The sequence below is a fragment of the Streptococcus orisratti DSM 15617 genome, from assembly GCF_000380105.1.
Taxonomy (GTDB): Bacteria; Bacillota; Bacilli; order Lactobacillales; family Streptococcaceae; genus Streptococcus; species Streptococcus orisratti.
This window is the reverse complement of record NZ_KB904480.1, coordinates 1-21,655: the sequence shown is the minus strand read 5'-3', so window position 1 is coordinate 21,655 and position 21,655 is coordinate 1. Positions and strand designations below refer to the sequence as shown.

Genomic DNA, 21,655 nt, shown 5'->3' with positions numbered 1-21,655 from the left:
CAGGCCTCGCAATTAGATGTCACAGAATTTTCTTTAACCAGTCGATTTCTGCGAACTTCTTTTGAAATTGTGGACGGGTCTTTTCCTAACTTAGCTGCTATAGCTGAGAAGGGCTTAAGTTGTTCAATTCCTATTTGAATATCATTGCGATTAGAAAGTGTAAGATGTTTGTTTTTCATTGTCAGTTACCAACTTGTCCCATAGTAAGTTCTACCTTATTTTTTTGTCTCAGTCTAATTTCCAGTTTTGGTGTTAGACTAGAATTTACTTTGAGAATTTAGGTAAGTTCTACTATTTTCAAATAAAGAATACCAACCTTTGACTTTGCTAGTAAAAAGCGGTATAATGTTTAAAATCAAATAACCTTTAATCGAGTCCAGAGAGGCAAGAAAGGTTTACAAGTAGATGAGGGTGCAGAGTGCCCAGATTTTTCGTGTAACCTTGCCCTTTGGCAAGGTTTTCTTTGTTATAGAAAGGAGAGAGTTCGTTTGAACTCAGGTCAAACCTCCAGTGAACTTAGAGCGTCATAAAAGTTTTACAATATAATTATAATGACGCTTAATTTCAAAGAGTAGGCCTAAACTATTCATTATTATGCGCGAAAGTCGTCCTATTGTTGCTCTTGATTTTCCCTCCCTTGAAGAGGTCAAGTCTTTCTTAGCTTTGTTTCCAACCGAGGAGAAACTTTACGTTAAAATTGGTATGGAACTTTATTATGCGGCCGGACCTGAGGTTGTTCGTTACGCTAAATCATTAGGTCATTCTGTTTTCCTTGATTTGAAATTACACGATATTCCCAATACCGTTAAGTCAGCAATGGCTATTCTGGCAAATCTTGGTGTTGATATGACTAATGTACATGCAGCAGGTGGTGTTGAAATGATGGCAGCTGCACGTGAAGGCTTAGGAGATGGTCCAAAGCTTATCGCAGTCACTCAACTAACCTCAACTTCAGAAGAACAAATGCAAGACTTTCAAAACATTCAAACTAGTTTATCTGAATCTGTTGTTCATTATGCTAGAAAAACTGCTCAAGCTGGTTTGGATGGTGTGGTTTGCTCCGCCCATGAGGTTGCCCTTATCAAAGCTGCGACTTCCAATGACTTTGTGTGCTTGACACCAGGTATTCGTCCAGCAGGTTCTGCGCTTGGTGATCAAAAACGCGTCATGACACCAGCAGCTGCGCGTGCGATTGGATCAGACTACATTGTCGTAGGTCGGCCAATCACGCGAGCAGAGGATCCAGTAGCGGCTTATCGTGTCATCAAGGATGAGTGGAATGGTACTTGTTAAAGCAATAATAGATAGACCAATTGGCTATCGGGATAAGTTTGGGAATGTCTATCCTATTAATTATGGCTACATTCCAGAATTATTGGCAGGAGATGATGAGGAACAAGATGTTTATATCATCTCTGAGAAAGTCAATCAGCCTTTGAAGGCTTTTGAAGGTAAGTTGGTAGCCATCATTCATCGGACAGACGATGTGGAGGACAAGTGGGTTTTGACCTCGCCAAATGAGCAGATCAGTCTTGAAATTATAAGAGAAAAGACACAGTTTTTAGAACAGTATTTTACATCAACTATTGAACTTTTAGAAGGAGAAGAACTATGACATTAGCTACACAAATTGCATCAGATTTATTGGATATTAAGGCGGTTTATTTGAAACCTGAGGACCCTTTCACATGGGCATCTGGCATTAAATCTCCAATCTATACTGATAATCGTATTACGTTGTCTTATCCAGAAACTAGAACTTTGATTGAAAATGGCTTTGTCTCAAAAATAATGGAAGAATTTCCAGAAGTTGAGGTGATTGCTGGTACGGCAACCGCTGGGATTCCTCACGGGGCGATTATCGCTGATAAGATGAACCTCCCTTTTGCTTATATCCGATCAAAACCAAAAGATCACGGAGCTGGTAACCAGATTGAAGGTCGTGTCGCTAAGGGTGAAAAAATGGTCATCATTGAAGACTTGATTTCAACTGGTGGTTCTGTGCTTGATGCTGTTGCAGCGGCGAAACGTGAAGGAGCAGATGTGCTTGGTGTGGTGGCGATTTTCACTTATGAATTACCCAAAGCAACTGAGAATTTTGAAAAAGCTGGCGTGAAATTGGTGACTTTATCTAACTACACTGAACTTATTAAAGTTGCAAAAGTGCAAGGTTATATCAATGCAGACGGCTTGCAGTTGTTGAAGAAATTCAAAGAAAACCAAGAAACTTGGCAAGATTAAGTTGAGAGCAGGAATTATCCTGCTTTTTTAATTTTGACTAACTTCATAAATTTTTTGACAATAATTATTATATTTTTGACTAATATCATTGTCAAAAAGGAAATCATATGTTACAATATGATCATAAAAAGAAAAGGTTTACATAAAGGAGAAATGAAAAACGATAATAAGAAAATAATCATAACAGATAGCATGGTTGCAAGGGCTGTTATAATAGGAGTTCTTTGCTATGGTTCGGGGTATTTTATCGGAACTTGTCTGGCTGGTGAGGACATAGCTATCACAACCTATCTACCAATAATAGGTGGAGTAGCCCTGCTATTATCCATTTTTAAAAAGGAGAATTAGGTGCTTATTATGAACATGAGAAATAGTAACAATAAAATATCATTGATAAAAGTTGTTGAATGGATACTTGCGATTTTTCTGCTTACCATACTATTGCTAGATATGTTAAAGATTAAAGCTTTGGACATGACTTACCTGCTTTGTTTGGTTTGTGCACTTGGTAGCTTGGAAGCTAATGAACACTCAGATAAAAAGAAGAGGAAATAGCATGAAATCATTAAGAGATCTTATTGTTGCCATTGTCTTAGGAATTCTTATTTTTGTTATTTTAAAATCTCTTTTAAGCCTACTAGTACTGTTGATTTTTATTGGATTAGCTTATCTGATTTTGCGAGAACTATTTAAGACAAGTTAGTGAGGGAACTATGGAAATATTTAGAATAGTGAGTTTTCCTATACTTGGTTTCGTATTTATCCTAACTATTATAGCTTATGATAAATGCCAAAAATTGGAAAAACAACTGAAGAAAATAAAACGTCAACAAAAAGGAGATAGGAGTATGTCACGACTTATTACAAATTTAATTGGTCAGAAAGTTAACATCGTCATGGAGGATGGAAGATTAGAATGGGAAATTTTAGATGTTGACGGCGATTGGGTATATCTTGAGCGAACAGATAAAAAAGGAAATCGAACAGAAAAATATATTCCGATTGATGCTATTTACTCTATTGAACGTTTAACTTTGGCGAACGAGGGGAAGTAATATGATTGAACTAAAAAATCGTCTCAAGGAACTACGAGCCAGAGACGGTATCAATCAGACTCAGTTGGCGAAGTTGGCTGGTATTTCTAGACAGACCGTCAGTCTGATTGAGCGTAATGAATACACACCGTCGATTGTTATCGCTTTCAAGATTGCAAAAATCTTTGGAGAACCTGTCGAAAATGTTTTTAGTCTAATGGAGGAAGAGAAATGAAAACGAAAAAACAAAGTGGAGCTGTAATGAGGTTCTTGAAACAGCTGTTTATTGGAGGTTTAATTGGTGCTGTTGCTGGTGGACTTATTGGTTTTGGTTCTGGTTATTTTGAACTTGATAAAAATGGTTTGCCTTTTTCACAGGAATCAGTCATCACTATTTTAACCTCTACTTTACGGATTGTATATGTGGTTAGTCTGCTCTTATCTGTATTTTACATTTATCAAGTGGTAAAAGATTATAAACGTTACCAAACGTTACCTGATGAAGATTCAGAAGAACTTTACCGTAGCATAAATCGTAAGCATTCTTATGCAGTAGTATTTAATGGTGTGACAACAGTTCTTGCTACAGTTAGTTTCTTACTATCTTTTCAATTCACTTTTGGGATAGGCGGGGCTGAACTATCTTTCCCCATTTTTGACTTTGTCTTTGTCATGGTTGCGGGTATTTTTTCAGTCTTATCTTCTCAAAGTGTATAATCGTATTCGCGACATTAAAATGCCACTTGTCCCAACTTTGAAGGAATTAAAACAGAATATTATGCAGATGGATGAAGCAGAATTAGAAGTAAACTATAAGATGGCTTTTGATATTGTTATGAATCTAAGCGGTGCTATTTTACCTGCTATATACCTTATTCTCTTTTTCTGGTCCTTCATTACTCAAAAAGTTGAAGTCACAGGAATCTTGGTTGCGGCAGTGATTCATCTTTATATTATGGTTAAAAGCTTCAAAATGACTAAAGAATACTACAAATAATTCTGGAGAAAATATTATGAAACTAGTTTTAAACTTTTTAAAAGTATTTTGTTTAATTGTATTGTCGTTAATCTGTAATGTCATCCCTATGATCCTTTTACAGAATCAAAATAAGCTTTCATTGGCTGCCAAATGGGGCACGGGTTTGGCTTACATTGTTTTTGTTGTTCTTGTCATATATTTTTTGTGGAAAGCTCACAAGAAATATGAACCAGTAGAGGTAGCTAGTCAAAAAATGACAGCTAAAGATTTTGGTATCGCTCTGCTATTTTTCCTAGCCGCTAGGGTGGTTGCGATAGTCGGAACTTTAATCAATCAAGCATTATCGGGGCAGCAAACCACGGCCAATGACGCTGCTTTGCAAGGTCTGACGGCTTTCTTCAAAAATGGCTTCTTCCTTTACACGATACTGTATGTTCTCTTAGTTGGGATTGTCGGTCCAATCATTGAAGAATTGGTCTACCGTGCCTTCCCAGATCATCTCTTGTTTAAACACAGTCATAAAATTGCAGCAGGAGTTGTAACAACAGCAATTTTTGCTTTTCCTCACGCCACAACAATTCCTGAATTTATCCTTTATGCTGCAATTGGTGCTATTTTGTATCTAGCTTATGCACGTCGCGGGAATATCAAAGATTCTATGATGGTACATGTTCTTAACAATCTCCCTAGCGCTATTTACTTCCTCTTTATCTCTCTGTAAAATAATAAACTCTATAGAAGATGCTCAAAGAAATTTGAGTATTTTTTCATTTTCTCTTGACAAATGAATAAAAATACATTAAACTAATCAACATAATTATTCAAAGGAGGGAATGAAATGAAAGTGTCAATCGTTGGTATAACTGGCTATAGTGGTTTAGAATTGGTCAAAATTTTGAATAATCATAAGTATGTGGAGGTTGTTTCGATTCATGCTACCAAAGAAATTGGCCGACGATTGTCAGAACTTTATCCTTATTTGCTGGGAGTTTGTGACCTTGAAATTGAAGCTTTTGATGCCAAAGCAATTATGGAGAAGGCGGACTTAGTTGTTTTCGCAACACCTTCAGGTGTTGCGAACCAGTTAGTTGATAGTTTTGTGGCACATGATTTTCCTGTATTAGATATCTCAGGGGATCATCGCCTGCCTGCAGCAGTTTATGAAAAATGGTATAAAAAAACAGCGTCAACTCCTCAAACTCTGAATAAATTTACATATTCTTTGGCAGAATTTACAGAAATCAAAGGTAAGAAATTTATTGCTAATCCTGGCTGCTATGCTACAGCAACAGAACTGGCTTTGATACCCTTGATTCAAGCCAATGTTATTGACCTAGATAGTATTATTGTTGATGCCAAATCTGGATTAACAGGTGCTGGTAAGGCTTTGTCAGAATCTAGTCACTTTGTTAATGTTCACGATAATTATGTGACCTACAAACTCAACAAACACCAGCATATTCCTGAAATTGTACAAGAATTAAAACGTTTTGATGAGAATTTAGAACACATCCAATTCTCAACCTCACTTTTGCCAGTTAATAGAGGAATTATGGCGACCTGCTATGTTAAGCTCAATCAGACTTTAACTGAGTGTGATATTGCTGAGATTTTTGAAAACTGTTATGCTGACAAACCTTTTGTCCGCATTCAAGATAGTCTACCAGAATTGCATAACGTCATTGGTTCTAATTTTACGGATATTGGCTTTGCATACAATGATACAACTAATGTTCTAACAGTTATTGCAGTTATCGACAATCTGGTCAAAGGAGCTGCTGGCCAAGCTGTACAAAATCTTAACCTTATGATGGGGTGGGAAGAGACAGAAGGATTTCCCATGACCCCAAGTTACCTATAAGTCAGATAAGGAGGAACTAACACATGAAAGTAATTAACGGAAATATTGCCAGCCCGCTTGGTTTTTCAGCTGATGGTTTACACGCTGGTTTCAAAAAGAAAAAACTTGATTTTGGTTGGATTGTCTCAGAGGTGCCAGCCAGTGTAGCTGGAGTCTATACCACTAACAAAGTTATCGCAGCCCCGCTTATTGTTACCAAAAATTCTGTCACTAAGTCTAAAAAAATGAAAGCTGTAGTAGTGAACTCTGGGGTTGCTAATTCTTGCACCGGCATTCAAGGCATGGATGATGCCTATATCATGCAAAAGTGGACAGCCGATAAATTAGGTGTGGATCCTGATTGGGTAGGAATTGCCTCTACTGGTGTTATTGGGGAATTGTTGCCGATGGAAATCCTTAAAACTGGATTATCGAAATTAGTGGTAAATGGTAACTCGGATGATTTTTCGAAAGCTATTTTGACGACTGATACCTGTGTTAAAACAATTGCTATTACAGAAATGTTTGGACGTGATGAAGTCACCATGGCTGGTACTGCTAAGGGGTCTGGAATGATTCATCCCAATATGGCAACGATGTTAGCTTTCATTACCTGTGATGCTAATATTTCCAGTGATACATTGCAACTAGCGCTCAGTAAAATAGTTGAGACAACTTTCAATCAAATCACTGTAGATGGTGATACCTCTACCAATGATATGGTTTTGGTAATGTCGAATGGTTGCACCTTGAACCCAGAAATCTTACCAGATACACCAGAATTTGAAAAATTCTCAGCCATGCTTTATTTTGTTATGCAAAGTTTGGCAAAGAAAATTGCTAAGGATGGTGAAGGTGCAACCAAACTGATTGAAGTAGAAGTGATTAATGCTCCAGATACTTTAGATGCTCGTATGATGGCGAAATCAGTTGTTGGTTCAAGTTTGGTGAAAACTGCTATATTTGGTGAAGATCCTAATTGGGGAAGGATTTTAGCAGCTATTGGTTATGCGGGAATAGATATCCCCGTTGATAATATTGATATTTACTTGGGCGCAATTCCTGTAATGCTTCAGTCAAGCCCGGTGCATTTTGATGATGAAGAAATGCAAGACGTTATGCATGCAGATGAGATTAAAATTACGGTGGATCTGCACGCTGGAGATGCAAGTGGTATGGCTTGGGGCTGTGATTTGTCCTATGATTATGTTAAAATCAACGCCCTCTATCGGACTTAAACAATCTACTAGGCTTAAAAGGGAAAACTTATGAAAGAAATCATTGTCATCAAAATCGGAGGAGTAGCCAGCCAACGACTGGATGCCGCGTTTTTAAACCAAGTGAAAACATGGAAGCAAGAAGGGAAACAGCTGCTTATCGTCCACGGTGGAGGCTTTGCTATTAATAAGCTTATGAAGGAACGTCATGTTCCAGTGACAAAAATCAAGGGACTTCGAGTGACTAGTCTCAAGGACATGCAGTTAGTTAGTCAAGCTCTGTTAGATATCGTTGGTCACGACCTGACCAAAAAGCTGAATCAATCCGGAGTAGATAGTGTTCAGCTCCGTGCAGATTTAGAAAAAGTTGTAGAAGCAAAGTTTTTAGATCAGGCTACCTATAGCTTTGTTGGACAGGTTAGCCAGATTCATATCAAGCATCTTAGACAAATGTTGGCAGATGACATGGTTCCTGTCCTAGCATCTCTGGGCTACACCACGGACGGTCAAATGCTTAATATCAATGCCGATTATTTGGCGACTGCTGTTGCTATAGCTTTATCTGCCAATCAGCTTATTCTAATGACAGATGTCAAGGGAGTCTTGGAAAATGGAGCCGTGATAGACAGCTTAAGCGTGCAAGCTGTACAGGATAAGATTGATCAAGGAGTCATCACGGGTGGCATGATTCCCAAAATCGAAAGCGCAGCAAACACAGTTTTAGCAGGAGTTGGTCAGGTTAGGATTGGTGATAACCTTGAAACAGGAACGGTTATCTGCAAGGAGGCAAAATGAGTAAACTATTTCAAAATTATAAACGGGCAGACATTGAATTTATTAAAACAGAAGGTAATTATTTGTTGGACGCTCAAGGAAAAAGATATCTAGACTTTTCTTCAGGAATCGGTGTCACCAACTTAGGATGTCATCCACAGGTAAAGTCAGCCTTGCAAAAACAGGTGGATTTGATTTGGCATCAGCCTAATCTTTACCAGAACAGTTTGCAAGAAGAAGTTGCACAAAAATTGATTGGCGACAAAGATTATCTGGCATTTTTCTGCAATAGTGGAGCTGAAGCTAATGAAGCAGCTATTAAAATTGCTCGCAAAGCTAGTGGCAAACAGAAAATCATTAGCTTCCAAAATTCTTTTCATGGCAGAACCTTTGGTTCAATGTCGGCTACAGGACAAGATAAAATCAAGGAAGGCTTTGGAGATGGCGTTCCTCACTTTTCTTATGCTAAGTACAATGATTTGGCTAGTGTTATTTCTCTAGTTACAGATGACACGGCTGCAGTGATGCTTGAGTTGGTTCAAGGAGAATCTGGGGTGCAGCCAGCTCGAAAAGACTTTGTTAAAAATTTGTCAGAATTTTGTCAATCTCAAGGAATTTACCTCATCGTTGATGAGGTCCAGACGGGGATGGGAAGAACAGGAAAACTTTTTTCCTTTGAACATTATGATATTGAGCCAGATATCTTTACGTTAGCTAAAGGTCTTGCCAATGGTGTACCTGTTGGTGCCATGCTTGCAAAATCAAGCTTAGGGTCTGCTTTTTCGTACGGCAGCCATGGTTCGACTTTTGGTGGGAACAAATTGGCCATGGCAGCAGCTTCTGCTACACTTGATGTTCTAAAAACACCAGAATTTTTGAAAGAAAGTATGGAAAAAGGTATCTATCTTCAAGAGCAACTCAGACATGCACTCGCGGATAAAGTCAGTGTGACACAAGTCCGAGGATTGGGGAGTATGATTGGTATTGAGACAACAGCGTGCTTGACAGATTTGGTAAAAGCTATGCGAGAGAAGGGATTGATTGTTCTAACTGCTGGAACTAATGTAATTCGTTTGTTACCTCCTTTAACCTTGAGTAAAGAAGAGATGGAAAAGGGAGTCTCGATTCTTGCAAGTGTATTTTTTTAGGTTTAGAAAAAATCCCATCTTTAGGAGACGGGATTTCTCAAAATTTATAATCCAAAATTGTAATCATCATCTTGCATGGCTTCAACAGTTCCGAGCAAATAACCATTTCCGACTTGGCTGAAGAAGTCGTGGTTAGATGTTCCTGTTGAAATCCCGTTCATGACGATTGGGTTGACATCGTTAGCGGTATCAGGAAAAAGGGGATCTTGTCCAAGGTTCATGAGAGCCTTGTTGGCATTATAGCGAAGGAAAGTCATGACTTCCTCGGTCCAGCCCACTCCGTCGTAGAGGGTCTTGGTGTAGAGTTCCTCGTTTTCGTAGAGTTGGTAGAGTAGGTCGTACATCCAGTCGCGGAATTCGTCTTGTTCTTCTTCTGGCAATTCATTAAAACCGAGCTGGAATTTGTAGCCGATATAGGTTCCATGGACAGATTCATCACGGATAATCAGCTTGATAATTTCAGCAACGTTGGCAAGTTTGTTATTTCCAAGATAGTAGAGCGGTGTGAAGAAACCAGAATAGAAGAGGAAGGTTTCAAGATAAGTTGACGCTACCTTTTTTTGTAAAGCTGTGCCATTTTCATAAATATCGTTAATGATTTTAGCCTTCTTCTGAAGGTATTCGTTGTTATTTGTCCATTCGAAAATGTCTTCGATCTCTTTCTTGGTATTAAGGGTTGAAAAGATTGAAGAATAAGATTTGGCATGAACGGATTCCATGAATTGGATGTTGTTAAGGACTGCTTCTTCGTGAGGAGTGCGTACATCCGCACGAATAGCTTCCACACCAGATTGAGACTGCATGGTATCAAGTAGGGTCAATCCGCCAAAGACTTTGCCCACAAGATCTTTTTCTTGGACAGATAATTTACGCCAGTCATCCAAATCGTTTGATAGCGGAATACGCGTATCTAACCAAAATTGTTCTGTCAATTTTTCCCAGGTTGACTTATCAATCACATCTTCAATTTCATTCCAGTTTATCGCTTGATAGTAAGTTGTCATGTTTATCTCCTAGTTGAGTGAGAATGGGTGCTAGCTCATCCTTATTGGTTAGCGTGTCAAACATAAGAGATTTATCTCCAAGTTTCTAAAAAGTTACGACACGGAATAAAAGTCCCCATAATGTGACTTTTATGCAGTTAGTAAGGTAGTTAGCTAATTCGCCAGTAGTTCTTGCTACGTTAAATCACACAGCTTTCACATTGGTTTGATCCGACTTCTTCACCATCATCGGTAAAGGTTCGGACGTAGTAGATTGATTTGATGCCTTTGTTGTAGGCATAATTACGAAGAATTGAAAGGTCACGGGTTGTTTGTTTGCTTTCAGTTTTCCATTCGTAGAGTTCTTTTGGGAGCTCGCTGCGAAGGAAGAGTGTCATTGACAGACCCTGATCCACGTGCTCAGTTGCAGCAGCATAGACATCAATCATTTTGCGCATATCCATGTCGTAGGCTGATGTGTAGTAAGGAATTGTGTCAGTTGACAGGCCATTAGCAGGGTAGTAAATTTTACCGATTTTCTTTTCTTGACGTTCTTCGATACGTTGCGTGATTGGGTGAATAGAAGCAGAGCAGTCATTGATATATGAGATAGAACCATTTGGTGCAACTGCTAGGCGATTTTGGTGATAGAGTCCATCTTTCATAACAGCCTGACGTAGAGCTTCCCAGTCCTTTGCCTGAGGAATGAAGTGTCCTTCAAAAAGTTCTTTCACTCGATCAGTTTTCGGTACAAATTGACCTGTCACGTATTTATCAAAGTAAGTGCCATCTGCGTATTGGGATTTTTCAAAGCCTGCAAATGTCGTTTGACGTTCGCGAGCAATGTTATTGGATTCTACCAAAGTCCAGTAGTTCATAAGCATGAAGTAAATATCAGTGAACTCGATAGACTCAGGGCTACCATATTCAATGTGATGTTGTGCTAGGTAACTGTGCAGTCCCATAGCACCAAGTCCAAAGGTATGCGCCTGACTATTGCCATATTTAACAGTTGGGACAGCGTCAATACTTGATGAGTCTGTGACGAAAGTCAGTGCACGCGTCATTGCCTTGATGGAACGTCCAAAATCTGGCGAGGTCATCATGTTAACAATGTTTGTCGAACCAAGGTTGCAAGAAATATCAGTTCCCATCTTCACAAATTCTTGTGCATCATTAAGTTGGCTTGGTGTTTGCACTTGAAGGATTTCAGAACAAAGATTTGACATGATAATTTTGCCATCAATAGGATTGTGGCGATTGGCAGTGTCGATGTTAACGATATAAGGATATCCTGATTCTTGTTGAAGTTTTGAAATCTCAGTTTCTAAATCACGTGCTTTAATTTTAGTTTTGGTGATTCTTGGATTAGCTACAAGTTCATCGTACTTTTCAGTAATATCAATGTAATTGAAAGGAACACCATATTCCTTTTCGACAGTGTACGGACTAAAAAGGTACATGTCTTCATTGTTACGTGCTAGCTCGTAAAATTTATCTGGAACAGTCAGACCAAGTGAGAGGGTTTTGACACGTACTTTTTCATCGGCGTTTTCTTTCTTGGTTGATAAAAAAGCAATGATGTCTGGGTGGAAGACGCTGAGGTAAACAACACCAGCTCCTTGACGTTGACCAAGTTGATTTGAGTAAGAGAAACTATCTTCGAAAAGTTTCATGACAGGAACAACACCAGAAGCTGCGCCAGCATAGCCTTTAATAGGAGCACCAGCCTCACGTAAATTGCTGAGGCTAATCCCAACACCTCCTCCGATACGAGACAATTGTAAAGCCGAATTAATTGCACGACCGATTGCGTTCATGTCGTCTGTGACTTGAATGAGGAAACAAGAGACCAATTCACCGCGGCGGCTTCGTCCAGCGTTGAGGAAGGAAGGTGTCGCAGGTTGGTAGCGTTGATGGATCATCTCCATAGCCAAATCTTCTGCAAGCTGCTCAATACCATCAGCAAAATAGAGGGCATTGAAAAGGACGCGATCTTCGATACTTTCAAGGTAATAATCACCATCATTGGTTTTCAAGGCATATTGTTGGTAAAATTTGTAAGCAGCCATGAAAGATTTGAAGCGAAACTTTTGCGATTGCAGGAGCGCTGCCAGTTTTTCGATGAAGTCAGGTGAGTATTTGCTGATAAACTCACGCTCAATATAGTCCTCTTCAATCAGATAGTTGATTTTATCAGTAATGCTATCAAATACCTTGGTGTTTGGTTTGACATTTTCAAGAAAAAAGGCACGTAGGGCTTCTCTGTCTTTGTGGAGAGGGATTTTACCATCAACTGGACGGTTAATTTCATTGTTCAGGCGGAAGTAGGAAACATCGCCGAGATTTTTAAGAGTCATGGTGTAAAAATTCCTTTATGTTAGATGATTTCTTTTAATTTGTTTGGTTGAAAGCCTGAAAAGACAATATCACCTGCTTCAATAACAGGCGCAGAAGTGAAACCGAGACTTTTCACGTAGTCGATTTTTTCTGGGTGTTCATCAATGTTGATTTCAACAAAATCAGCACCTTCTTTTTCTAAAAATTTTTTTGTCATTTTGCATTGCATGCAGTTGTTTTTTGAAAAGATAGTGATCGTAGCCATCTTGTACTCCTTTATAAAAGTAATCCCTTTTTGGGAAATAGTGATGTAACTAGGATATACAAAATGAACGGAAAAAGCAAGCGATTTATCTTGAAAAACACAATATCTAGTATTAGAAGAACATGAAAGCACGAAATATTGTGGTATAAAGTTTTTTAACAGAAGATGTGATATAATATAACATTGCAAAGAAAAAATATTGACTAAATATTCAGAAAGTAGTATAATTTATCCAACTATCTATTTACATTTTTTGGGGGTTTGATATGACAGATTATCGCTCGTCACTTTCTTTTAACAATCATGATTACTCTTTTTTTGATATTAGAAAAGCTGTGGCAGAGAACGGTGGGAATTTAGAAAAGCTTCCCTACACTATTCGAATTTTACTTGAAAGTTTATTAAGAAAAGAAGACGGAGTAGATGTGACAAAAAATCACATTAAGAATTTAGTGAATTACACTCCAGAATCTCCGCAAGGAGAATTACCCTTCAAGCCAAGTCGTGTCATTTTGCAAGATTTCACAGGTGTTCCCGTGGTTGTTGATTTAGCTTCTATGCGTGATGCTATTGTTCAAAATGGTGGTAATCCCGATTTGATTAATCCTGAAATCCCAGTTGATTTGGTAATTGATCACTCTGTTCAGGTTGACTTTTACGGATGTGATACAGCCCTAGAGGATAATATTGATTTAGAGTTTAAACGTAATAATGAGCGCTATGAGTTCCTAAAATGGGCTGAAAAGTCTTTTGAAAATTATCGTGCCGTTCCACCTGCAACGGGGATTATCCACCAAGTTAACATCGAATTTTTAAGCGATGTTGTCATCGAAAAAGACAGTCTCCTTTACCCAGACTCTATGTTTGGGACAGATAGCCATACGACTATGATTAACGGTATTGGTGTTCTTGGTTGGGGTGTCGGTGGTATTGAAGCTGAGGCGGCTATGCTCGGAGAAGCATCATATTTTCCAGTTCCAGAAGTCATAGGTGTTCGTCTAGTTGGCAAATTACCTAAAATTGCAACTGCAACTGATTTAGCTCTTAAAGTTACTCAGGTGTTGCGTCAAGAAAAAGTTGTTGGAAAATTTGTCGAGTACTTTGGTGATGGCTTATCACATCTTAGTCTTGCCGACCGTGCGACAGTTGCTAATATGGCGCCTGAGTACGGAGCAACTTGTGGTTATTTTCCAATTGATGATGAGACACTTAATTATATGCGTTTGACCAATCGTGATGACAATCACGTTGCTTTGACAGAAGCTTATGCAAAAGCAAATCATTTGTTCTATAATCCAAATATTCAAGCAGAATACACTAAAGTTGTTGAGATTGATTTGTCAACCATTTCCCCATCTATCTCTGGTCCAAAACGTCCACAAGATTTGATTGATCTTACTGAGGCTAAACAAACTTTCCAAGAGAGCTTAATCCGAGAGGCAGGTGTCCAAGGATTTGGTTTGGGAAATGAAGAAATCAATAAAACCGCAACGGTTCATTTTAACGACCATGATGAAGAAATAAAGACAGGTCATGTTGCTATTGCAGCCATCACATCATGTACAAATACTTCTAATCCTTATGTGCTCATGTCGGCAGGACTTTTGGCACGAAACGCTGTTAATAAAGGTCTGAAAGTCTCTCCAACGGTCAAAACCTCATTGGCACCTGGTTCTAAAGTTGTTACAGGTTATCTTAAAAATTCTGGTCTTCAGTCTTATCTTGACAAGCTTGGTTTCAATCTTGTTGGATATGGTTGTACCACATGTATTGGAAATTCAGGAAATCTTCGTCCAGAAGTTGCAGAAGCAGTTGTTAATTCAGATTTACTAGTATCTGCAGTTTTATCTGGAAATCGAAATTTTGAAGGGCGTGTCAATCCACTTGTCAAAGCAAACTTCCTTGCTAGCCCACCACTTGTGGTTGCCTATGCGTTAGCTGGTACAACAAATATCGATTTGACAACTGAGCCGCTTGGTTTTGATGATAATGGCAAAGCTGTTTATCTGACAGATATTATGCCAAGTAGCGACGAAGTATCAGCATTTGTTGACGAGTATGTAACGCGCGAACTATTTGAGAAAGAATATGAACATGTTTTCTCAGACAGCGACAAATGGAATCAAATTCCAACTGAAGAAAGTAAAAGTTATAGTTGGAACAAAGAATCTACCTATATTCAAAATCCACCTTACTTTGATCACCTGGGAGAAGATTTGTGTATCAAACCTCTAAATAATCTCCAAGTATTGGCAAAATTTGGTGACACGGTTACAACCGACCATATTTCACCTGCAGGTAATATTGCTAAAAATAGTCCAGCAGCCCGCTATTTAGATGAGCATGGTGTAGCCTACGCAGACTTTAATTCTTATGGTAGTCGTCGTGGTAATCATGAAGTGATGATGCGCGGAACTTTTGCCAATATTCGAATAAAAAATGAATTAGCGGATGGAAAAATCGGCGGTTATACCAAATATCGTGGAGAAGTCATGCCAATTTATGATGCTGCCATGAACTATAAGGCTGACCAAATTGATACCTTAGTCATTGCAGGAAAAGATTATGGTATGGGCTCAAGTCGTGACTGGGCTGCCAAAGGATCAAACTTGTTGGGGGTTAAGGCAGTCTTAGCTGAATCTTTTGAACGTATTCACCGATCAAATCTTGTTATGATGGGAGTTCTTCCTTTGCAATTCCTTGATGGTGATACTGCAGAAAGTCTTGGGCTAACTGGTTACGAAACATATGATATCAAACTTTCAGAAAATCCAGGCATTCAGGATATTGTTGATGTCATTGCTCGTGATGAAAACGGAGAGAAGACTTTTAAAGTCTTGGTTCGTTTTGATGCTGATGCCGATATTCGTTACTATAAAAATGGTGGTATTTTGCCTATGGTTGTTAGAAAAAAATTAGAAGGAGCGTAAGAATGGGAGAAGAAAACGGGCTTAAAGATCAGATTGCCTGCAACACGCGAATTAGTGCCATTATTGATGACGATTTGTCTTATGCAGGTTATAATATTTCTGAATTGATGGACAACAATGCGAGTTTTGAAGAAGTCATTTATCTTCTTTGGAACTTACATTTACCAACGCAGATTGAATTGAAGCATTTTGTCGATGAATTACGTGCAAATTATGCTATCTCTGATGCAGTTGAACAATGTATTTTAATTCAATCTCGCCGTCATTTGCACCCTATGAGTGTCTTGCGTTCTACAGTCAGTCTTCTGGGGGTTTATAATATCAATGCCGAGGACAATTCTGTTGAAGCAACCTATGAGCAATCTATTCAGTTAATGGCTAAAATGCCAACTATAATAGCTACTTTTGCACGATTAAGGATGGGTTTAACACCCGTAGAACCTAGGGAGGATTTAGGTTTTGCAGCAAATTTTCTTTATATGTTAAACGGTGAGGAGCCTACACCTCTTCAAGTTACTGCGCTGAATAAAGCTCTCGTCCTTCACGCTGATCATGAATTGAATGCCTCTACATTTGCGGCGCGTGTGACAGCATCAACGTTGACAGATATCTACTCTTGCGTAACCACTGCTATTGGAACACTCAAGGGTCCCCTTCATGGCGGTGCAAACGAAAAAGTATTTGATATGCTCAGAGAAATCCGCGAACATGGAAATACCGAGGTTTATTTGAAAGAAAAGTTGGATTCACAAGAAAAAATCATGGGATTTGGGCATCGTGTCTATAAAACGCAAGATCCTCGTGAAAAATACCTTCGTGAAATGGCGCAGCAATTGACACAAGGAACAGAAGATGAAGTGTGGTTCAATCTATCATGTGAAATTGAAGCCTATATGAAGAATACTAAAGGGTTGATTCCAAATGTTGATTTTTATTCAGCTACGGTTTATCATGTTTTGGGAATTGACAGTAGTATTTTTACGCTGATTTTCGCTATGAGCCGTGTTTCTGGCTGGATTGCTCACATTCAAGAGCAACAAAAAAATAACAAGCTCATTCGACCACGCTCACATTACATCGGTCAATTGAATTTAGAATACATACCAATTGGTAAGCGCTAAGGGGGGATTTATGGCAAACAAAATTTGTTTTGAAAATGGTCAACTAAATGTTTCTGACAACCCAGTTATTCCTTTTATTGAAGGTGATGGTGTTGGACGAGATATTTGGAAAAATGCTCGTGCTGTCTTTGATGCAGCTGTTGAGAAAGCCTACGATAGCCAAAGAAAAGTTACTTGGTTAGAAGTCTTGGCGGGGAAAAAATCTTTTGATGAAACAGGTAGTTGGTTACCTGAACAAACTTTATCTACAATCAAGGAGCACTTAGTTGCTATAAAAGGTCCTCTGGAAACACCTGTAGGAGGAGGTATCCGCTCACTTAATGTTGCCCTTCGTCAAGAGTTAGACCTCTTCGCTTGTGTTCGACCTGTTCGTTACTTTAAAGGAATTGAAAGTCCGTTAAAAAATCCTGAAAAAACTAACATTACTATTTTCAGAGAAAATACGGAAGATATTTATGCAGGTATCGAATGGGAAGCTGGAACGGCAGAAGTTACTAAGGTTATCGATTTCTTGCAAAATGAAATGAAAGTTAGTAAAATACGTTTCCCACAAACGTCCAGCATTGGCATCAAACCTATTTCAATAGAAGGAAGTGAGCGTCTTATCCGCTCTGCTATCGAATACGCCTTGACCAATCAGCTGACTAAGGTTACCTTAGTACATAAGGGGAATATCCAAAAATTCACCGAAGGTGGATTTCGTAAATGGGGTTATGAATTAGCCAAACGTGAATATGCCAAAGAACTCGAAAGTGGTAAATTAGTTGTTGATGACATCATTGCGGATAATTTTCTTCAACAAATTTTGCTCAGACCAGAGCGCTTTGATGTTGTTGCCCTGACAAACCTTAACGGTGACTATGCTAGCGATGCTTTGGCTGCTCAGGTTGGTGGCATAGGCATTTCACCAGGTGCAAATATTAACTACCTGACGGGACATGCTATTTTTGAAGCAACTCACGGCACTGCACCTGATATTGCAGGTCAAGATTTGGCCAACCCATGTTCTGTCCTTTTATCTGGTTGTATGCTTTTTGACTACCTTGGGTGGACAGAAGTGTCAGAAAAGATAAGTAAGGCTATTGAAACAGCCTTTGCCAAAGGATATTTCACAGCTGATCTTGCAAATGGCAAAGCTTCATACAGTACTAGTGAATTTGCACAAAAAGTCATTGAAAATCTCTAATGTAAAACACCTCCTGAATGAGTTCTGGGAGGTGTTTTGCAATATTTAATTAAAAAGGATATAATCAAGGACGAGAAAGGTTGGAAACTATGATTTATTCAATATCAGAAATAATTTATCTTTTTCTCTTCTATTCTTTTGTTGGGTGGCTATGGGAAACAATTTACTGTTCCATTTTGGATAAGCGCTTTACCTACCGAGGTTTTCTGGTTGGACCGTATTGTCCCGTTTATGGTTTTGCAGTGACGACCGTTTTACTTTGTACAACTCCCTTTCAAAGGAGTTGGTTAATGCTGTTTTTAAGTGGTATGTTGATTGCGACAGCCTTCGAGTATCTAGCTGGCTGGTTTTTAGAAACATTTTTCCATATGAAACTTTGGGACTACAGCCATGAGTTCGGAAATATCAAAGGTAGGATTGCCCCGAAGATTTCGCTTTTTTGGGGATTCGGTATTTTGATTTTGGTTAATTTTATCCACCCCCATGTCATGGATTTGCTATTAAGAATTGATGAAAAATGGTCTCTCTTGGTAGTGCTTGTCATGGGAGCAGATTGTGTCTGGACAGTAACAGATACAGCGAAGTTCCATCAAGCAGCTCTTGCCTTTGAAAAGCAGATTCATCGTGAGCAGGAAAAATTTCAAGCATCACTTCATCAACAATTTGATGATTTGAACCAGCAAGCAGAACTTTTAAATCAACATTTTGAAGAATTAAAAGATAACTTATTAGATTTTGTTAAGGAAAGAAAAATTAAACCCTTTAAATTTAATCAGCGCCGCTTGTTGAAAAATTACAGTAAATTCAGGGCTGCGGATGCTCCATTAGTGACAGGAATGCACAAACAAATTGCTTTAATTAAAGGAAAGATTACAAAAAAAGATTAGTCTTGATTGTTATGTAAACCCTTTTTCATGAATTATTTTCAGAAAAAACGTTCTAAAGATTGAAAATCAAAATTCATTGTGCTATAATCTTTAATTGTAAGGGTTATCATAGGATAATTCAAAAATAACACAATAAAAGGAGAATCCATTATGGCTTCTAAAGATTTCCACATTGTTGCAGAAACAGGTATTCACGCACGTCCAGCTACTTTGCTTGTTCAAACGGCTAGCAAATTTGCATCAGACATCACTTTGGACTATAAAGGTAAAGCAGTTAACCTTAAATCAATTATGGGTGTTATGAGTCTTGGTGTTGGCCAAGGTGCAGATGTTACTATCTCAGCTGAAGGTGCAGATGCCGACGATGCACTTGCTGCTATCGAAGAAACAATGACTAAAGAAGGATTGGCTTAATTATGACAGAAATGCTTAAAGGAATCGCCGCCTCTGATGGCGTTGCTGTTGCTAAAGCATATCTACTCGTTCAACCGGATTTGTCTTTTGAAACTACTACAGTTGAAGATACAAATGCAGAAGAAGCTCGCCTTGATGTCGCATTACAAGCATCGCAAGACGAGCTTTCTGTTATTCGGTCGAAAGCAGTGGAAACGCTTGGCGAAGAAGCAGCTGCTGTGTTTGATGCTCACCTGATGGTTCTTTCTGATCCAGAAATGATTAGTCAAATTAAAGAAACTATCCGTGCTAAGCAGACAAACGCAGAAACAGGACTTAAAGAAGTAACTGATATGTTCATTACTATCTTTGAGGGAATGGAAGATAATCCGTATATGCAAGAACGCGCTGCAGATATTCGCGATGTGGCAAAACGTGTTCTGGCTCACTTACTTGGTGTTAAACTCCCAAATCCTGCGACTATTGATGAAGAATCAATTGTTATTGCACATGACCTAACTCCATCTGATACTGCTCAGTTGAACAAACAATTTGTTAAAGCTTTTGTTACTAATATCGGTGGTCGTACAAGTCACTCAGCTATCATGGCTCGTACACTCGAGATAGCTGCGGTATTGGGTACAAATGATATCACTAGCCGTGTTAAAGACGGTGATGTTGTCGCTGTTAACGGTATCACAGGTGATGTTATCATCAACCCAACGGATGAACAAATTGCTGAATTCAAAGCAGCTGGTGAAGCTTATGCGAAGCAAAAAGCTGAATGGGCTCTTCTTAAAGATGCTAAAACAGTTACAGCTGATGGAAAACATTTCGAACTGGCTGCAAACATTGGGACACCTAAAGACGTTGAAGGTGTTAATGACAATGGTGCAGAAGCAGTTGGTCTTTACCGTACTGAGTTCCTTTACATGGATTCTCAAGACTTCCCAACTGAAGATGAACAATACGAAGCATATAAAGCAGTACTTGAAGGCATGAATGGCAAACCAGTTGTGGTTCGTACTATGGATATCGGTGGAGATAAGGAACTTCCTTACTTTGATCTTCCGAAAGAAATGAACCCGTTCTTGGGATTCCGCGCTTTGCGTATTTCTATCTCTGAGACTGGGGATGCGATGTTCCGCACACAGATCCGTGCTCTTCTTCGTGCATCAGTTTATGGTCAATTGCGTATCATGTTCCCAATGGTTGCCCTTCTTAAAGAATTCCGTGCAGCTAAGAAAGTATTTGATGAAGAAAAAGCTAACTTGCTTGCTGAAGGTGTAGCAGTAGCTGATGACATTCAAGTTGGTATCATGATCGAAATTCCAGCGGCGGCAATGCTTGCTGACCAATTTGCTAAAGAAGTTGATTTCTTCTCAATTGGTACAAATGACCTTATCCAATACACAATGGCTGCAGATCGTATGAACGAACAAGTTTCATACCTCTACCAACCATATAACCCATCAATCCTTCGTTTGATTGCTAATGTTATCAAAGCTGCACATGCAGAAGGCAAATGGGCTGGTATGTGTGGTGAAATGGCTGGTGATCAACAAGCTGTTCCACTTCTTATGGGTCTTGGCTTGGATGAATTCTCAATGTCAGCAACATCAGTTCTTCGTACACGTAGCTTGATGAAGAAACTTGATACTAAGAAAATGGAAGAATACGCTAACCGTGCGATTACAGAATGCGGTACAGCAGAAGAAGTTCTTGAATTGGCCAAAGAATACGTTAACGTTGACTAGTGTCTCCAGTTCTCATGGAACTTAGTTTCATTTTCATAAGTGATAAGTAACTATATACAAAAAAAGGCACTGTCTACTCCTTGTCTTTCGATGACATAGGTAGATAGTGCTTTTTTGAGTGACTTAGAAAAGCTCGTAAATTAATTAATGGGTGAAATTTGAACGATTAAAACTTCTATCCATTTTTAGACGATTTCAACTTGTCCTGTTTAGGACTAAAGGTCTTAGCTATAAATAAATACTAACCTTGTTGGATACTCAAAATATACTATTTCCCCACTTGTCAAGTCAAGTGCAACAAGTTCATTGATAACTAGAGTTCCAGAGGTTAAGCTGTTTGGGCTAGCCCAAACAAAATATTTGCGGTTTTATACTTGTGAAGTCGTCTAGGTCTGTCATTGATAGCAGAGACGTAGTGATTGAGTTCTTCTGTCGTTAGTGAGTTAAGAGAGACACCTTTTGGGAGAAACTCTCTCAAGAGACCATTGAAATTTTCATTTGTTCCTCTTTCATGAGAAGCATAAGGATGGGCAAAATAGACTTCCACACCTTTTAAGTCT

24 protein-coding genes are annotated in these 21,655 nt (G+C 38.8%); 19 read left to right on the top strand and 5 right to left on the bottom strand.

What is annotated here, in order from left to right; all coding sequences use genetic code 11:
• The coding region (locus A3I7_RS13685) for a helix-turn-helix domain-containing protein (RefSeq protein ID WP_018376230.1) at positions 1-179 on the bottom strand (179 nt) is incomplete at its 3' end.
• Positions 180-594: 415 nt separating this feature from the next.
• On the opposite strand from A3I7_RS13685, the gene pyrF reads away from it, so the two are divergent.
• The 13 genes from pyrF (at position 595) to A3I7_RS0107745 (ending at position 9,233) form a co-directional block, all read left to right on the top strand.
• A complete protein-coding gene (pyrF, locus tag A3I7_RS0107810; protein WP_018376229.1) occupies positions 595-1,293 on the top strand; it encodes an orotidine-5'-phosphate decarboxylase in 699 nt (232 codons plus the stop codon).
• Positions 1,280-1,615: an inorganic diphosphatase gene (locus A3I7_RS0107805; RefSeq protein WP_018376228.1), complete on the top strand. Its 336-nt coding sequence runs from the start codon at positions 1,280-1,282 to the stop codon at positions 1,613-1,615. Before pyrF ends, A3I7_RS0107805 begins: the two co-directional genes overlap by 14 nt.
• Positions 1,612-2,241, top strand: a complete 630-nt coding sequence (gene pyrE, locus A3I7_RS0107800) for an orotate phosphoribosyltransferase (RefSeq protein ID WP_018376227.1) — start codon at positions 1,612-1,614, stop codon at positions 2,239-2,241. The genes A3I7_RS0107805 and pyrE overlap by 4 nt, the downstream gene beginning before the upstream one ends.
• A gap of 153 nt (positions 2,242-2,394) precedes the next feature.
• Entirely contained in the window at positions 2,395-2,589 is a 195-nt protein-coding gene (locus A3I7_RS0107795; protein WP_156812758.1) for a hypothetical protein, read from the top strand.
• A gap of 500 nt (positions 2,590-3,089) precedes the next feature.
• Positions 3,090-3,296: an aspartyl-tRNA synthetase gene (locus tag A3I7_RS14565; protein ID WP_245538850.1), complete on the top strand. Its 207-nt coding sequence runs from the start codon at positions 3,090-3,092 to the stop codon at positions 3,294-3,296.
• A gap of 1 nt (position 3,297) precedes the next feature.
• On the top strand, positions 3,298-3,510 hold the full coding sequence (locus A3I7_RS0107775) for a helix-turn-helix transcriptional regulator (RefSeq protein WP_018376222.1): 213 nt from the start codon (positions 3,298-3,300) through the stop codon (positions 3,508-3,510).
• Positions 3,507-3,992, top strand: coding sequence for a DUF3169 family protein (locus A3I7_RS14960; protein ID WP_245538849.1), 486 nt, complete (start codon positions 3,507-3,509; stop codon positions 3,990-3,992). The genes A3I7_RS0107775 and A3I7_RS14960 overlap by 4 nt, the downstream gene beginning before the upstream one ends.
• 19 nt (positions 3,993-4,011) lie before the next feature.
• Positions 4,012-4,272 carry a DUF3169 family protein gene (locus tag A3I7_RS14955; protein ID WP_483854952.1) on the top strand — a complete coding sequence of 87 codons (261 nt, stop codon included), beginning with the start codon at positions 4,012-4,014 and terminating at the stop codon, positions 4,270-4,272.
• A 16-nt stretch (positions 4,273-4,288) separates the two neighbouring features.
• A complete protein-coding gene (locus tag A3I7_RS0107765) occupies positions 4,289-4,975 on the top strand; it encodes a CPBP family intramembrane glutamic endopeptidase (RefSeq protein WP_018376221.1) in 687 nt (228 codons plus the stop codon).
• Between the two features lie 117 nt (positions 4,976-5,092).
• On the top strand, positions 5,093-6,115 hold the full coding sequence (gene argC / locus A3I7_RS0107760) for an N-acetyl-gamma-glutamyl-phosphate reductase (protein WP_018376220.1): 1,023 nt from the start codon (positions 5,093-5,095) through the stop codon (positions 6,113-6,115).
• Between the two features lie 23 nt (positions 6,116-6,138).
• A complete protein-coding gene (gene argJ / locus A3I7_RS0107755) occupies positions 6,139-7,332 on the top strand; it encodes a bifunctional ornithine acetyltransferase/N-acetylglutamate synthase (RefSeq protein ID WP_018376219.1) in 1,194 nt (397 codons plus the stop codon).
• 30 nt (positions 7,333-7,362) lie between these two features.
• Positions 7,363-8,106, top strand: coding sequence for an acetylglutamate kinase (argB, locus tag A3I7_RS0107750; RefSeq protein ID WP_018376218.1), 744 nt, complete (start codon positions 7,363-7,365; stop codon positions 8,104-8,106).
• Positions 8,103-9,233 carry an acetylornithine transaminase gene (locus A3I7_RS0107745; protein ID WP_018376217.1) on the top strand — a complete coding sequence of 377 codons (1,131 nt, stop codon included), beginning with the start codon at positions 8,103-8,105 and terminating at the stop codon, positions 9,231-9,233. The genes argB and A3I7_RS0107745 overlap by 4 nt, the downstream gene beginning before the upstream one ends.
• 44 nt (positions 9,234-9,277) lie before the next feature.
• Here A3I7_RS0107745 and nrdF read toward each other — a convergent pair whose 3' ends face one another.
• From nrdF to nrdH, 3 genes are all read right to left on the bottom strand, one after another.
• On the bottom strand, positions 9,278-10,237 hold the full coding sequence (gene nrdF, locus A3I7_RS0107740; RefSeq protein ID WP_018376216.1) for a class 1b ribonucleoside-diphosphate reductase subunit beta: 960 nt from the start codon (positions 10,235-10,237) through the stop codon (positions 9,278-9,280).
• 179 nt (positions 10,238-10,416) lie between these two features.
• Positions 10,417-12,576 carry a class 1b ribonucleoside-diphosphate reductase subunit alpha gene (gene nrdE / locus A3I7_RS12675; protein ID WP_018376215.1) on the bottom strand — a complete coding sequence of 720 codons (2,160 nt, stop codon included), beginning with the start codon at positions 12,574-12,576 and terminating at the stop codon, positions 10,417-10,419.
• A gap of 20 nt (positions 12,577-12,596) precedes the next feature.
• Positions 12,597-12,821 carry a glutaredoxin-like protein NrdH gene (nrdH, locus tag A3I7_RS0107725; protein WP_018376214.1) on the bottom strand — a complete coding sequence of 75 codons (225 nt, stop codon included), beginning with the start codon at positions 12,819-12,821 and terminating at the stop codon, positions 12,597-12,599.
• Positions 12,822-13,087: 266 nt separating this feature from the next.
• Here nrdH and acnA point away from each other — a divergent pair, with 266 nt between their 5' ends.
• From acnA to ptsP, 6 genes are all read left to right on the top strand, one after another.
• Complete coding sequence (gene acnA, locus A3I7_RS0107720) at positions 13,088-15,751, top strand: aconitate hydratase AcnA (RefSeq protein WP_018376213.1); 2,664 nt, start codon at positions 13,088-13,090, stop codon at positions 15,749-15,751.
• A gap of 2 nt (positions 15,752-15,753) precedes the next feature.
• Positions 15,754-16,872 (top strand): citrate synthase, encoded by a 1,119-nt coding sequence (locus A3I7_RS0107715; RefSeq protein WP_018376212.1) that lies wholly within the window; start codon positions 15,754-15,756, stop codon positions 16,870-16,872.
• Between the two features lie 10 nt (positions 16,873-16,882).
• Positions 16,883-18,058 carry an NADP-dependent isocitrate dehydrogenase gene (gene icd / locus A3I7_RS0107710; protein ID WP_018376211.1) on the top strand — a complete coding sequence of 392 codons (1,176 nt, stop codon included), beginning with the start codon at positions 16,883-16,885 and terminating at the stop codon, positions 18,056-18,058.
• Between the two features lie 89 nt (positions 18,059-18,147).
• Positions 18,148-18,945: a putative ABC transporter permease gene (locus A3I7_RS0107705; protein WP_026217182.1), complete on the top strand. Its 798-nt coding sequence runs from the start codon at positions 18,148-18,150 to the stop codon at positions 18,943-18,945.
• 150 nt (positions 18,946-19,095) lie between these two features.
• Positions 19,096-19,359 (top strand): phosphocarrier protein HPr, encoded by a 264-nt coding sequence (locus tag A3I7_RS0107700; RefSeq protein WP_003064009.1) that lies wholly within the window; start codon positions 19,096-19,098, stop codon positions 19,357-19,359.
• Positions 19,360-19,361: 2 nt separating this feature from the next.
• The gene (gene ptsP / locus A3I7_RS0107695) at positions 19,362-21,095 is read left to right on the top strand and encodes a phosphoenolpyruvate--protein phosphotransferase (RefSeq protein ID WP_018376209.1); all 1,734 of its coding nucleotides are present in this window, start codon (positions 19,362-19,364) and stop codon (positions 21,093-21,095) included.
• A 328-nt stretch (positions 21,096-21,423) separates the two neighbouring features.
• Here the strand turns inward: ptsP and A3I7_RS0107690 are convergent.
• On the bottom strand, positions 21,424-21,655 hold a 232-nt coding region (locus A3I7_RS0107690), incomplete at its 5' end, for an IS30 family transposase (protein WP_018375495.1).

What these genes read in the sequence shown, in the direction of transcription:
- A3I7_RS14565 (WP_245538850.1), top strand. Translation starts at nt 3,090, where the DNA reads ATGTCACGACTTATTACAAATTTAATTGGTCAGAAAGTTAACATCGTC.
- A3I7_RS0107715 (WP_018376212.1), top strand. Translation starts at nt 15,754, where the DNA reads ATGGGAGAAGAAAACGGGCTTAAAGATCAGATTGCCTGCAACACGCGA.
- A3I7_RS0107765 (WP_018376221.1), top strand. Translation starts at nt 4,289, where the DNA reads ATGAAACTAGTTTTAAACTTTTTAAAAGTATTTTGTTTAATTGTATTG.
- nrdH (WP_018376214.1), bottom strand. Translation starts at nt 12,821, where the DNA reads ATGGCTACGATCACTATCTTTTCAAAAAACAACTGCATGCAATGCAAA.
- A3I7_RS0107705 (WP_026217182.1), top strand. Translation starts at nt 18,148, where the DNA reads ATGATTTATTCAATATCAGAAATAATTTATCTTTTTCTCTTCTATTCT.
- ptsP (WP_018376209.1), top strand. Translation starts at nt 19,362, where the DNA reads ATGACAGAAATGCTTAAAGGAATCGCCGCCTCTGATGGCGTTGCTGTT.
- icd (WP_018376211.1), top strand. Translation starts at nt 16,883, where the DNA reads ATGGCAAACAAAATTTGTTTTGAAAATGGTCAACTAAATGTTTCTGAC.
- pyrF (WP_018376229.1), top strand. Translation starts at nt 595, where the DNA reads ATGCGCGAAAGTCGTCCTATTGTTGCTCTTGATTTTCCCTCCCTTGAA.
- argJ (WP_018376219.1), top strand. Translation starts at nt 6,139, where the DNA reads ATGAAAGTAATTAACGGAAATATTGCCAGCCCGCTTGGTTTTTCAGCT.
- acnA (WP_018376213.1), top strand. Translation starts at nt 13,088, where the DNA reads ATGACAGATTATCGCTCGTCACTTTCTTTTAACAATCATGATTACTCT.
- A3I7_RS0107700 (WP_003064009.1), top strand. Translation starts at nt 19,096, where the DNA reads ATGGCTTCTAAAGATTTCCACATTGTTGCAGAAACAGGTATTCACGCA.
- A3I7_RS14955 (WP_483854952.1), top strand. Translation starts at nt 4,012, where the DNA reads ATGCCACTTGTCCCAACTTTGAAGGAATTAAAACAGAATATTATGCAG.
- nrdE (WP_018376215.1), bottom strand. Translation starts at nt 12,576, where the DNA reads ATGACTCTTAAAAATCTCGGCGATGTTTCCTACTTCCGCCTGAACAAT.
- A3I7_RS0107745 (WP_018376217.1), top strand. Translation starts at nt 8,103, where the DNA reads ATGAGTAAACTATTTCAAAATTATAAACGGGCAGACATTGAATTTATT.
- nrdF (WP_018376216.1), bottom strand. Translation starts at nt 10,237, where the DNA reads ATGACAACTTACTATCAAGCGATAAACTGGAATGAAATTGAAGATGTG.
- A3I7_RS14960 (WP_245538849.1), top strand. Translation starts at nt 3,507, where the DNA reads ATGAAAACGAAAAAACAAAGTGGAGCTGTAATGAGGTTCTTGAAACAG.
- A3I7_RS0107795 (WP_156812758.1), top strand. Translation starts at nt 2,395, where the DNA reads ATGAAAAACGATAATAAGAAAATAATCATAACAGATAGCATGGTTGCA.
- argC (WP_018376220.1), top strand. Translation starts at nt 5,093, where the DNA reads ATGAAAGTGTCAATCGTTGGTATAACTGGCTATAGTGGTTTAGAATTG.
- pyrE (WP_018376227.1), top strand. Translation starts at nt 1,612, where the DNA reads ATGACATTAGCTACACAAATTGCATCAGATTTATTGGATATTAAGGCG.
- A3I7_RS0107805 (WP_018376228.1), top strand. Translation starts at nt 1,280, where the DNA reads ATGGTACTTGTTAAAGCAATAATAGATAGACCAATTGGCTATCGGGAT.
- A3I7_RS0107775 (WP_018376222.1), top strand. Translation starts at nt 3,298, where the DNA reads ATGATTGAACTAAAAAATCGTCTCAAGGAACTACGAGCCAGAGACGGT.
- argB (WP_018376218.1), top strand. Translation starts at nt 7,363, where the DNA reads ATGAAAGAAATCATTGTCATCAAAATCGGAGGAGTAGCCAGCCAACGA.